Origin of the sequence: Streptomyces hydrogenans, from assembly GCF_014656075.1 — a bacterium.
In the GTDB taxonomy this organism is placed as follows: Bacteria; Actinomycetota; Actinomycetes; order Streptomycetales; family Streptomycetaceae; genus Streptomyces; species Streptomyces hydrogenans.
Map to the genome: position 1 here is coordinate 20,676 of NZ_BNBS01000004.1, position 12,222 is coordinate 32,897.

Annotated in this window: 9 protein-coding genes; 5 read left to right on the plus strand and 4 right to left on the minus strand. The window is 72.4% G+C overall.

The window, feature by feature from the left end; translation table 11 throughout:
* Positions 1–141: 141 nt before the first annotated feature.
* Complete coding sequence (locus IE321_RS03120) at positions 142–1,581, minus strand: RICIN domain-containing protein (RefSeq protein ID WP_190221641.1); 1,440 nt, start codon at positions 1,579–1,581, stop codon at positions 142–144.
* A 451-nt stretch (positions 1,582–2,032) separates the two neighbouring features.
* Here IE321_RS03120 and IE321_RS03125 point away from each other — a divergent pair, with 451 nt between their 5' ends.
* Complete coding sequence (locus IE321_RS03125) at positions 2,033–3,031, plus strand: LacI family DNA-binding transcriptional regulator (protein ID WP_190221724.1); 999 nt, start codon at positions 2,033–2,035, stop codon at positions 3,029–3,031.
* Positions 3,032–3,633: 602 nt separating this feature from the next.
* On the opposite strand, the gene IE321_RS03130 is transcribed toward IE321_RS03125, so the two are convergent.
* Positions 3,634–4,635 carry a LacI family DNA-binding transcriptional regulator gene (locus tag IE321_RS03130; RefSeq protein WP_190221725.1) on the minus strand — a complete coding sequence of 334 codons (1,002 nt, stop codon included), beginning with the start codon at positions 4,633–4,635 and terminating at the stop codon, positions 3,634–3,636.
* Positions 4,636–4,907: 272 nt separating this feature from the next.
* Between IE321_RS03130 and IE321_RS03135 the strand changes: the two genes are divergently transcribed.
* From IE321_RS03135 to IE321_RS03150, 4 genes are all read left to right on the plus strand, one after another.
* Positions 4,908–5,837, plus strand: coding sequence for a carbohydrate ABC transporter permease (locus tag IE321_RS03135; RefSeq protein WP_190221642.1), 930 nt, complete (start codon positions 4,908–4,910; stop codon positions 5,835–5,837).
* 4 nt (positions 5,838–5,841) lie between these two features.
* Positions 5,842–6,810: a carbohydrate ABC transporter permease gene (locus IE321_RS03140; protein ID WP_190221643.1), complete on the plus strand. Its 969-nt coding sequence runs from the start codon at positions 5,842–5,844 to the stop codon at positions 6,808–6,810.
* Between the two features lie 116 nt (positions 6,811–6,926).
* On the plus strand, positions 6,927–8,258 hold the full coding sequence (locus IE321_RS03145; RefSeq protein ID WP_190221644.1) for an ABC transporter substrate-binding protein: 1,332 nt from the start codon (positions 6,927–6,929) through the stop codon (positions 8,256–8,258).
* Between the two features lie 163 nt (positions 8,259–8,421).
* Entirely contained in the window at positions 8,422–10,173 is a 1,752-nt protein-coding gene (locus tag IE321_RS03150) for a glycoside hydrolase family 35 protein (protein ID WP_190221645.1), read from the plus strand.
* A gap of 114 nt (positions 10,174–10,287) precedes the next feature.
* On the opposite strand, the gene IE321_RS03155 is transcribed toward IE321_RS03150, so the two are convergent.
* Positions 10,288–11,217: an ROK family protein gene (locus IE321_RS03155; RefSeq protein ID WP_190221646.1), complete on the minus strand. Its 930-nt coding sequence runs from the start codon at positions 11,215–11,217 to the stop codon at positions 10,288–10,290.
* Between the two features lie 151 nt (positions 11,218–11,368).
* The gene (locus tag IE321_RS03160; protein WP_190221647.1) at positions 11,369–12,220 is read right to left on the minus strand and encodes a heparin lyase I family protein; all 852 of its coding nucleotides are present in this window, start codon (positions 12,218–12,220) and stop codon (positions 11,369–11,371) included.
* Positions 12,221–12,222: the final 2 nt, after the last annotated feature.

The window sequence follows — 12,222 nt, forward strand, 5'->3', positions numbered from 1 at the left end:
GGGGCCTGGATCCCGGGGCCGAGGTCCGAGGTCCCGGGGCCGAGGTCCAAGATCCGCGGTCGTGGATCCCGGCTCCCGGATCACCGGAGGGGCGGAGCGGTGCGGCGGGCCGAGGTACGGCCCGCCGCGGTCGGGGGAAGGTCAGACGGTCGCGCGGAGCCACTTCTGGTTGGCGCCGTTGTTGCAGCTCCACTGGATGAGCGGCGTGCCGTCGTTCGTGGAGGTGTTGGTGACGTCCAGGCACTTGCCGCTCTGCGCGGCGGACAGCTGCACGGCGCCGCCGGAGGCCTTCACCGTCCACTGCTGCGCGGTCGTGCCGTCGCACGCGTACTGGACGATCGCGGCGCCGTCGGCCTTCGACGCGTCCCTGGGGGCGAGGCACTTTCCGCTGTAGCGGCTCACGATCTGCACCCGGCCGTTGCCGGCGGGCTTCAGCCAGAACTGCTGGTTGACTCCGCGGGAGCAGCTCCACTGGATGAGGGCGGCGCCGTCGGCGGTGGACCGGTCGGCGACGTCGGCGCACTTGCCGCTGTGCGAGGCGGTCAGGGTCTCCCACGTGCCGAGGCCCTGCACCGTGCCGGCGGCGGTGTCGACGGCGACCTGCGGGAAGTAGTCCATGGTCATGGTGGTGTCGGTGGGGAACTTCAGCGGGAGCCAGACGTACTGGGAGTCCTGGACCATGCCGCCCATCGAGTTGCCCCAGCGGTCGCCCATGTAGAGGTACGAGGTGCCGGACGTGCCCTGGACCGGGAGGACGTACGCGGTCTGGGAGCCGTAGGTGTTCCAGTCGCCGACGTCCTGGAGGCCCGTCCAGGTGCCGGTGATGCTGGTGGCGGTGGCGTACTTCTGCTGGTTGGGGGACCAGCCCGTGGCGCCGGAGGTGAGCAGGAAGTAGACGCCGTTGCGCTTGAACATCGCGGGTGCCTCCCGCCACTGCCCGGACCACAGCTTCTGCACCTGGGCGTCGACGGCGGTGTAGTCCGGGGTCAGCCGGTAGACGTGCAGGTCCGCGTTCTCGTTCGCCGCGGAGATCATGTAGCCGGTGCCGTCGGTGTCGACGAACGTCGTGATGTCCCGGGACATGTGGCCCAGCGGGCGGAAGCTGCCGCGCCAGGAGTAGTCGCCGTCGACGGTCGAGGAGACCGCGACCGCGGCGCGGGCCTCGGAGTAGTCGGTGGCGCTGCCCTCCTTGTGCATCCACATCACGAACTGGCCGGTCGAGGCGTTGTGGACGACCTTGGGCCGCTCGATGTTCGCGCCCGCGAGTTCGGGGTCGGTCTCCTGGGTGAGGACGTGGTTGCGGAACTCCCACGTCTTCAGGTCCGTGGAGCGGTAGGCGGAGACGTACCGGAAGCTGTTGTCGGCGTTGCGGTCCTCGCCGAACCAGTAGTAGTACGAGCCCACCTTGAGGACCCCGCCGCCGTGGGCGTGGACGGGGTTGCCCGCCGGGTCGGTGAACTGGGTGGCATTGGTGACGGTGACGGCTGCGGCATGGGCCGTGCCGGCGGCGCCCAGCAGGGACAGGAGGACGGCGCAGAGTGCGGTGAGCACGGTGGCCGTTCTCGAGGACGTACGTCGCATGATCGCGTACCTCGCGGTCTGGGGTGGGGGCGGGGAGGGGAGGGGGCCCGGGAAGGCCCCGCGCGGCGGTCGGGCAGGCGGGGCGTGCCCCTCGGGTGGGGGTGTCCGCGACTGCCGAGGCGGCACGCTCAGGGATCGCGTGCCCGGCCGGGGACGACGGCCGGGAAGTTCCGGCATCGCCGACGGAAGGTGATCTCCCGTTACGGGAAGGTGTCACCGGATCGTGTTCGCGTAAACATCGCGCTTCGGAGGAGAGTTTGGGAGGGGCGGGAGGGGCTGTCAAGGATTCCGACACGATCCGACGGAGTTGGACCGGCTGGTATGTTTGCGCCAACACGCTCCAGGGTCTCCGCGCGGGCGGCTCCCGATGTCTCCGACGGAAGGGCACGTGATGGCGACGGACAACACGACGCGGGCGCGCCGCTCCCGGCCGGCCCGCCAGTGGCCCTCCATGGCGGACGTCGCCGCGATGGCGGGCGTCTCCTCGCAGACCGTCTCCCGGGTGGCGAACAACCGCCAGAACGTCGACGCCGGCACCCGCGAGAAGGTGCTCTCCGCCATGCAGTCCCTCGGCTACCGCCCCAACACGGCGGCCCGCGCGCTGGTCACCGGCCGGTTCGGGGCGCTCGGCGTCGTCAGCTTCGGCATGGGGGCGCACGGCAACGCCCGGACGCTCGGCGCGATCGCCGACGCCGCCCGCGAGGCCGACTACTCCGTGAACTTCATGGGCGTACGCGCCCAGACCGAGGCGGCCGTGCGGCACGCCTTCCAGCACCTGATGCTCCAGTCCGTGGACGGCATCGTGCTCGTCGAATCACAGATGCTGGACACCCCGTCGCTGCGGCTGCCGCCGTCGATGCCGGTCGTCGTCGCGGACGGCGACACCGGGCACGCGTACCCGAACGTCGACTTCGACCAGGCCCACGGCGCGCAGAGCGTGGTCTCCCACCTGCTCGGCCTCGGCCACCGCACCGTCTGGCACCTCGCCGGCCCCGCCGACTCCTTCGCCGCGCGCCGGCGCGCCGAGGCGTGGCGTCGGACCCTGACGGACGCGGGCGCGCCCGTCCCGCCGGTCGCGTACGGCGACTGGTCGGCCCGGTCCGGCTACCGCACCGGCCTCGACCTCGCCCGGCGCCCCGAGGTCACGGCCGTCTTCGCCGCGAACGACCAGATGGCGATGGGGCTGATGCGCGCGCTGCACGAGGCGGGCAGGAGCGTGCCGGGGGACGTCAGCGTGGCGGGTTTCGACGACATCGCCGAGGCCCCATACCTCCAGCCGCCCCTGACGACCGTCCACCAGGACTTCGAGGTCGTCGGCAAGCACTGCGTCGCCCTGCTGCTCGACCAGATCGAGGGCCGTACGGACGGCCCGCGCCGCCGCGCCGTCGAACCGGTCCTCGTCGTCCGGTCGAGCACGGCACCACCCCGCCCCGGCTCCGGGACAACCTGAGGCCGGGCTCCGGGGCCGCCGGGGCCGCCGGGGCCGCCGGGGCCGCCGGGGCCATGGAACCGGCGCGCTTGCGACCTGCGCCTGGGCCGCCTGGGCCTGGGCCGCCGCCTGAGCCTGGGCCGGGGCCTGCACGTGGACCGATGCCCGGCCTGGGCCAACGCCCGAGGACCGGGCCGACGCCAGGGCTTGGGCCTGGGCCCGTACCTGAGCCCTGACCGACCCCCGCACCCGAACCGGCCCCGGCCCTACCCGGTCCGATCCCAGTCCGACCGGGTCACGGCCCGACTGGCCCTACCTCAACGGGGTCCGCCGCGACGTGGGCCCGCACCGGGGACGGGGATCGGGCCGGAGCCTGGGCCCGCCCAGAAAGCAGGTCGGCGTCCGTACGCAGGGCGGCACCCACACCTGGGCCGGTAACCGAACCGGCACAGGTGCCCGCACCCGTACCCGAATCCGTCCCGGCGCTCCCCGGTCCGACCCCAACCCGACCGGGTCACGGCCCGACTGGCCCCGATCCAACCGGATCCCGACCGGACCGGAACCCGCAGCCGTACCCAGGCCCACTCACGCCCACGCCCACGCCCACGCCCGACGAGCCCGTTTCAGCGCGTCGTCCGGTCCTCGCCGGGCGGGGGTGCCGTGCTGGCGCGTTCCTTCAGGGTGGTGGCGACGAGGCGGACGCCCGTCACCGTCTCGCCGGCCAGTTCCCGCAGGACCGCGTCGACGCACAGGGCGCCCACCTCGGCGAAGTCCTGGTGGACCGTCGTCAGGGGCGGGATGAAGGACGCCGCCTCGGGGATGTCGTCGAAGCCGACGACGCTCACGTCTTCGGGGACGCGGACGCCCCGGTCGTGGAAGGCCCGCAGCACGCCGAGGGCCATCTGGTCATTGGCCACGAACACCGCCGTGCAGGACTCCTCGTCGGCGAGCCTCAGGCCCGCCTCGTACCCCGACTCGGGGGCCCAGTCCCCGCGCAGTACGGGCGGGACCGGGCAGCCCTCCTCGCGCAGGGCCGCCTCCCACGCCTCTGCGCGGCGGCCGGCGGCGAAGGACTCCTCGGGGCCCGCTACGTGCCAGACCGTCTCGTGGCCGAGTCCGAGCAGGTGGCGCACCGCGGAGCGGGCGCCCTGCCGCTGGTCGGTGTCCACCACCGGGAAGCGGCCCGTGGCGTCGGAGTCCACGACGACCACCTTGACGTGCGGCGGCAGGGTGAGGGCGACGGCATCGAGCAGGTGCACCTCCATGATCAGTACGGCGGCGTCGACCGCCAGTTCGTCGAGGCGGGTGAAGGCCCCCTTGACGTTGTCCTGGGTGGGCGCGTCGAGCGGGATGAGGGTGACGGCGTAGCCGGCGCGGGACGCCGAGCCGGTGACGGCGTCGAGGGTCCGGACGTTGCCGGTGCTGCTGAGCCCGCCGATGATGACGCCGATGGCCCGGAAGTCCCCGCGCTTGAGGGCGCGGGCCGCGCTGTTGGGGCGGTAGCCCAGCTCCTTCATCGCGTCGAGGACCTTCTGCCGGGTCGCCTCGACGACGGCCCCGTCGCCGTTGGAGACGCGGGAGACCGTCTGCGCGGACACCCCCGCCCGCTGGGCGACGTCCGCCATGGAGACGCGGCGCGGTCTGCCCCGCGCCCCGCGCCGTCCGTCGTCCGCGGCCGCCGACCGACCGGTCGCCTTCTGCTCAGTCACCCGAGTCCCTCTCATTCGCCGCCCCTTCGTGCTTGACGGCCCTCAGCGGCAGTGTCACCATCACCCTACCGATGATTGCGTAAACATTCCTCGTCGGCCAGCCCCTCACAGGGGCGGTTCTCGGCCACAGGCCCCATTGCCTCGCACCCCGTCTCCCGACCGTCCGGTCAACGACGCAAGGACCCACCATGACGCTCCTGACGACGTCAGCACAGGCGGCCCCGCCGCCGCCCCGCCCACGCTCCCGGTTCCGCCTCCGCAAGGAAGCCTGGGTGGGGTGGGGGTTCGCCGGCCCGTTCGTCGCGGTCTTCGGCCTGGTGTTCCTCGCGCCGATCGGATACGCCCTCTATCTGAGCCTCTTCCGGGACCGGCTCATCGGCGGCACCTCCTTCGTCGGCCTCGACAACTACGCGGACGCGCTCACCGACCCGCGCTTCTGGGACGGCCTGCTGCGCGTCGGGCTCTTCCTCCTCGTCCAGGTGCCGGTCATGCTGGGCATCGCCCTGCTCGTGGCCCTCGCGATCGACAGCGGCCGGCTCTACGGCGCGAGCTTCTTCCGGGTCGCCGTCTTCCTGCCGTACGCCGTCCCCGCCGTCGTCGCCAGCCTGATCTGGGGCTTCATGTACGGGACGCAGTTCGGGCTGGTCGGGAACGTCAACGACGCCCTCGGCGTCACGCTCCCCGACCCGCTGTCGCCGTCCCTGGTCCTCGCCTCCCTGGGCAACATCGTGACCTGGGAGTTCGTCGGCTACAACATGCTGATCTTCTACTCCGCGCTGAAGGTCGTCCCCCGCTCGCTGTACGAGGCCGCGGCGATCGACGGCGCGGGCGAGTGGCGGGTCGTGCGTTCGGTGAAGCTCCCGGCCATCCGCGGCGCCCTGGTGATCGCCACGATCTTCTCGATCATCGGCAGCTTCCAGCTCTTCAACGAGCCGAGCATCCTGCAGAAGCTCGCGCCCAACGCCATCACCAGCGACTTCACCCCGAACCTCTACACCTACTCGCTGTCCTTCGCCGGACAGCAGCACAACTACGCGGCGACCGTCGCGATCGTGATGGGCGTGATCACCGCGATCATCGCCTACACGGTCCAGCTGCGCGGCATGCGGAAGGGCTGAGCCGATGACCACCACCCTCACCAGCGCCACGGCCGGCGGCCCCGCCGACGCCCCGCGGCCCACCGCCGCCCGGGCCGCCTCCCGGACCACCGTCCCCACGCGCCGCGGGCGCCTCCCGCGGACCCCGCTCAACCCCCGCCCCAGCATCCCGCTGACCCTGGTCGCCGGGCTCGTCCTGCTGTACACGCTGCTGCCGCTGGCCTGGCTGCTGATCAACGCGACGAAGGACCAGAAGGGCCTGCTGGACTCCTTCGGCCTCTGGTTCGCCGACGACGTGAACCTGTGGGACAACATCACCCGCACCCTCACGTACGACGACGGGGTCTTCGTCCGCTGGCTGCTGAACACCCTGCTGTACGTCGCCGCCGGCGCGGGCGGCGCCACGGTGCTGGCCGTCCTCGGCGGCTACGCCCTCGCCAAGTACCAGTTCCCCGGCCGGAAGGCGATCTTCGCGGTCGTCATCGGAGCCGTCGCGGTCCCCGGCACCGCGCTCGCCGTGCCCACCTTCCTCATGTTCAGCGGCATGGGCCTGACCAACACCCCCTGGGCCGTGATCATCCCCTCGCTGATCTCGCCGTTCGGCCTCTACCTGATGTGGGTCTTCGCCGCCGAGGCCGTCCCCACCGAACTCCTGGAGGCCGCGCGGATCGACGGCTCCGGCGAGCTGCGCACCTTCTTCACGATCGCCCTGCCGCTCCTCATGCCGGGCACCGTCACCGTCCTGCTGTTCTCGATGGTCGCCACCTGGAACAACTACTTCCTGCCGCTGATCATGATCAAGGACCCGGACTGGTACCCGCTGACGCTCGGTCTCAACGCCTGGAACGCCCAGGCCCAGACCGCCGGCGGCGAGGCCGTCTTCGACCTCATCGTCACCGGCTCCCTCCTCACGATCGTCCCGATCGTCGCCGTCTTCCTGCTCCTCCAGCGGTTCTGGCAGTCCGGTCTGGCCGCCGGAAGCGTCAAGGAATGACCGGCCCGCGCCCCCACTCCCCCGCGCGACCCGCCGCCCTCCCCTCCCCCCTTCCCTCCCGCTCTCTCCTCTCGCCCTCTCCCTCCCTTCCCTCCCCACCGACCAGGAGCACCTCCATGGCCACGCACACCACCCGCAGACTGCTCGGCGCGCTCGCCGTCCTCACCACGCTCAGCCTGACCGTCACCGCGTGCGGTGCGGACGGCGACGGCGGTGACACCGGCCCGAAGGACGTGGCCGCCGCGCTGGAGAAGGGCGGCAAGCTGACCGTCTGGGCCTGGGAGCCCACGCTGAAGAAGGTCGCGGAGGACTTCGAGAAGAAGTACCCCGAGGTCGACGTCGAACTGGTCAACGCCGGCACCGGCGACAAGCAGTACACCGCCCTGCAGAACGCCATCGCCGCCGGCTCCGGCGCCCCCGACGTCGCCCAGGTCGAGTACTACGCCCTCGGTCAGTTCACCACCGCCAAGACCGTGGAGGACCTCGCCCCCTACGGCGCCCAGAAGCACGGCACCGGCTTCACCACCGGCCCGTGGAACGCCGTCACCGAGGACAAGGCGGTCTTCGCGCTGCCCATGGACTCCGGTCCCATGGCGTTCTTCTACAACAAGAAGGTCTTCGACAAGCACGGCATCAAGGTCCCGACGACCTGGGACGAGTACGTCGAGGCCGCCCGCGCCCTGCACAAGGCCGACCCCAAGGTCTTCATCACCAACGACACCGGCGACGCGGGCGCCACCACCAGCCTCATCTGGCAGGCCGGCGGCCGCCCCTACGAGAGCCGGGGCACCGACGTCACCATCGACTTCGGCGACGCCGGCACCCAGAAGTACACGGACACCTGGCAGAAGCTCCTCGACGAGAAGCTCGTCGCCCCCGTCAGCTCCTGGAGCGACGCCTGGTACAAGGGCCTCGCCGACGGCTCCCTCGCCACCCTCTCCATCGGCGCCTGGATGCCCGCGAACTTCACCTCGGGCGTCGCCTCCGCCTCCGGCGACTGGCGGGTCGCGCCGCTGCCCCAGTGGACCAAGGGCGACACGGCCAGCGCCGAGAACGGCGGCAGTTCCCTCGCCGTCCCCAAGGCCGCCAGGAACAAGGAACTCGCCTACGCCTTCACCGAGTTCGCCACCACCGGCGCCGGAGCCTCCACGCGGGTCGCCGCCGGGGCCTTCCCCGCCACCCGCGCCGACCTCGAAGCCGACGCCTTCCTCAACGCCGAGTTCCCCTACTTCGGCGGCCAGAAGGCCAACCAGGTCTTCGCCGAATCGGCCCGCAACGTCGGCGAGGACTGGACCTACCTCCCCTACCAGGTCTACGCCAACTCCGTCTTCAACGACACCGTCGGCAAGGCGTACGTCTCCCCGACCAAGCTCGCCGACGGCCTCAAGGCGTGGCAGGACACGAGCGTCAAGTACGGCCAGGACCAGGGCTTCACCGTCAACAAGTAGTTCCGCGAACCGCGGGGCGGAACCGCACCTCGCGCCTCCTCCCCACGCGCCCGCGCACAGGGACTGGCACGCCCGGCCTGTTTGCGCAACCATCCTTCTCGCGCAAACAGGCCGGGCGGCGCCGGCCCTCGCACCACCCTTCACCCACAGGAGCACCCAGCGCATGCCCGAACTCCAGATAGACAAGGCCGGTTTCCTCCTCGACGGCCAGCCCTTCCGCTTCCTGTCCGGCGGGCTGCACTACTTCCGCGTCCACCCCGACCAGTGGCGGGACCGGCTCCGCAAGGCCCGGCTCATGGGGCTCAACACCGTCGAGACCTACGTCCCCTGGAACCTCCACCAGCCGCGCCCCGACCGCTTCGTGCTGGACGGCGGCCTCGACCTCCCCCGCTTCCTCGAACTCGCCGCCGCCGAGGGGCTGTACGTGCTGCTGCGGCCGGGCCCGTACATCTGCGCCGAATGGGAGGGCGGCGGCCTGCCCTCCTGGCTGCTCACCGAACCGGACATCCGGCTGCGCTCCCGCGACCCCCGCTTCCTGGCGGCGGTGGACGACTTCTTCGACCGCCTGCTCACCCCGCTCCGGCCCCACCTCGCCTCGCGGGGCGGCCCGGTCCTGGCCGTGCAGGTGGAGAACGAGTACGGCGCCTACGGCGACGACACCGCCTATCTGGAACACATCGCCGACTCGCTCCGCCGCTGCGGCGTCGACGTCCCCCTCTTCACCTGTGACCAGCCGGTCGACCTGGAACGCGGCTCCCTGCCCGGCGTCCTCGCCACCGCCAACTTCGGCAGCCGCTCGGCCCGGCACCTGGCCGACCTGCGCGCGCAGCGCCCCGAGGGGCCGCTCATGACGACGGAGTTCTGGCTCGGCTGGTTCGACCGCTGGGGCGCCCGCCACGTGGTGCGCGACCCCGACGACGCCGCCCGCGAGCTCGACGAAGCCCTCGCCGCCGGCGCCTCCGTCAACCTCTACATGTTCCACGGCGGCACCAACTTCGGCTTCACCAACGGTGCCAACGACAAGCACACCTACCGCCCCACCGTCACCTCCTACGACTACGACGCGCCCCTCGACGAGGCCGGCGACCCGACGCCGAAGTACACCGCCTTCCGGGACGCGATCGCCAAGCACGCGCCGTTGCCCGCCGGTCCCGTCCCCGCCCCCGGTGCCAAACTGACCGTCCCCACCGTGGCGTTGACGGAGTCCGCCGGGCTGCTGCCGTGCGCGGACGCGCTGGCGGAGCCGGTCGACTCGCGACGACCGCTCACCATGGAGGAGCTGGAACAGGACTTCGGCTTCGTCCTCTACGAGACGACGCTGCCGCTGCGCGGCCCCGCGCTGCTGGAGATCGAGCACGTCCGCGACCGCGCCCAGGTCTTCGTCGACGGGCAGCCCGTGGGCGTCCTGGAGCGGGAGAACCACGAGCACGCGCTGGCCTTCACCGCGCCCCGGGCCGGCAGCGTGCTGTCGATCCTGGTGGAGAACCAGGGCCGGGTGAACTACGGCCAGGGCATCCACGACCGCAAGGGCCTGCTCGGCACCGTCCTCGTCGACGGCGTCGCACCCACGGCCTGGACCAACCGCCCGCTCCCGCTCACCGCGCTGGAGGCCGTCCCCTTCTCGGCCACCACCAGCACCCCCGTCGGCCCGGCCTTCCACCGGGGGACGTTCGAGGTCACCGAGCCGGCCGACACCTTCCTGCACCTCGACGGCTGGACCAAGGGCAACGCCTGGGTCAACGGCTTCCCCCTCGGCCGCTACTGGTCCCGCGGGCCCCAGCGCTCGCTGTACGTACCGGCCCCCGTCCTGCGCTCCGGTACGAACGAGCTCGTCGTCCTGGAACTCCACGCCGGCCCCCGGGCGCGCACCGTCGACTTCCGCGCGACGCCCGACCTCGGCCCCACCGAGGAGTAGCCGGACCCCGAGCCGCCGGCCCGGACGCGTCCCCCGGCCGTCCGGGCCGGTCCCCACCCCGGGGAGGCCGGAGCGGTGGCCGTCGGAGCCTGCCCGGGCGGAGCCGGTACGCGGTCAGACCGCGGCCCGGGCAAGCAGGTCCCGGGCGAGGAGGCCCGCGCCCAGGCACCCGGCCGTGTCGCCGAGGGCCGCGGGCACGATCGCGGGGAGCCGCTGGAACGTGACGCGTTCCGCCACCGCCGCGCGCAGCGGCGCGAGCAGGGTGTCGCCGGCCTCCGCGAGCCCTCCGCCGAGGACGAGGGCGCGGGGGTCCAGGACCGTGACCGCGGTGACCAGGCCGTCGGCGAGGGCGGCGACCGCCGCCCGCCACACCCGGGACGCGGCCTCGTCTCCCGCCGCCACGGCCCCGGCGCAGTCGGCGGCGTCGGCGGACGGGTCGCCGCTCGCCGCGGCCCAGGCGCGGCCGACCGCGTCGGCGGAGGCCAGCGTCTCCAGACAGCCGCGCCCGCCGCAGCCGCACGCGGGGCCGCCGGGGCGGACGACGATGTGGCCGATCTCGCCGGCGCAGCCGTGGGCGCCGGCCTCGATGCGGTCGCCGATGCCGATGGCACCGGCGATGCCGGTGCCCAGCGACACGAAGAGGAACCGTCCGGTCCCGCGGCCCGCTCCCAGCCGGCCTTCGGCGAGGCCTCCGGTGCGGACGTCGTGCCCGAGCGCGACGGGCACGCCGCCGAGCCGGCGACCGAGCAACGCCCCGAGCGGGACCTCGCGCCAGCCGAGGTTGACGGCGTGGACGGCGACGCCCCGCTCCGCGTCGACGATGCCGGGGACGGCGAGACCGACGGCCTCCGCCGCCGTCCCGAGACGCTCCCGTCCGAGGACGCCGAGGTCCTCCGCGAAACGGAGGACCGACTCCACGACGGCTTCGGGCCCCCGTTCGCGCCCGGTCCCCCGCCGCTCCTCGTACAGCGGGGTCCCGTCGAGCCCGGTCAGGGCCGCCTTCATTGCGGTGCCGCCCACGTCGAGGGCGATGACATGCCTCACGGAAACACTTCCACTGGTGACGTCCAGCGGGCCGAGCCACTGGGTGGTGCCGACCGCCGGCGCGGCGCGCCACGGCGGTGCGGGACGGGCCCCCTCCCGGTGGAGGGGTCCCGCCCCGGCTGTTCTCGCCTCTCCCCGGGAGGGGTCGCTCTCATCCCTGGGAGAGGTCCAGGACGCGGATGTCGTCGTGCTGGACGATCCTCGTCGGTACGTCTCCCTTCTCCAGGCTCTGGCCGGGCCGGTAGAGGCCCCACTTGAGGTAGCCGAAGTCCGCCGGGTTCACGGGGTGGAAGGTCTTCACGTTCTCGTACGTCTTGCGCAGCGTGTACCGCGTCTCGCCGGGCAGCTTGCTGGAGACCTTGTAGTAGCCGGTGCTGTCGTCGGTCCAGCTGACGTCCACGCGGAAGTGCATCCACTGGTCGATGTGCGGGCGGAAGTCGTCGACGACACTGACCTGCAGCCCGAGGACCGGCGAGCGGAAGGCGATGCTGTTCCGCTTGGTCATGAGGTAGAAGGACGGCTGGTTCCCGCCGGCGTGCTTGCCCTGGAAGATGATGTCGCCGTTCTCCGAGTCGCCGGGCTCGAAGGGCTTCCAGTCCTTCAGCAGCACGCCGAACTCGTAGCGCTGCTCGTCGCCCACGACGAACTTGCCTTCGTGGACGTCGTTCGTGGCGCTCTCGCTGCGGGGCGCGCCGTCGGAGACGTAGGCGGGGTCGCCCAGGGTCACCTTGTGGGCGACGGCGTGGTCGTTCCCGGACGTGACGACCGACGACGCGTCGGCGGCCGTCGCGTGCGTCGTGGTCAGGTCCGGGATGCCGGAGTCCAGCTCGCCGTTCGCGTAGTCGATGGTCAGCAGGGCCGAGGGGCCGCTGTCATCGGCGCACGTACCCGCCACGGCGTTGTTCCCGTCGTTCTGGCCGGCCTGCGCGGCGGTCAGGCCCGTCAGGGTGAGCGCCCCCGCCGCCGCCACCGCGATGACGGACCGCTTCGTCGACTTCTTCATGA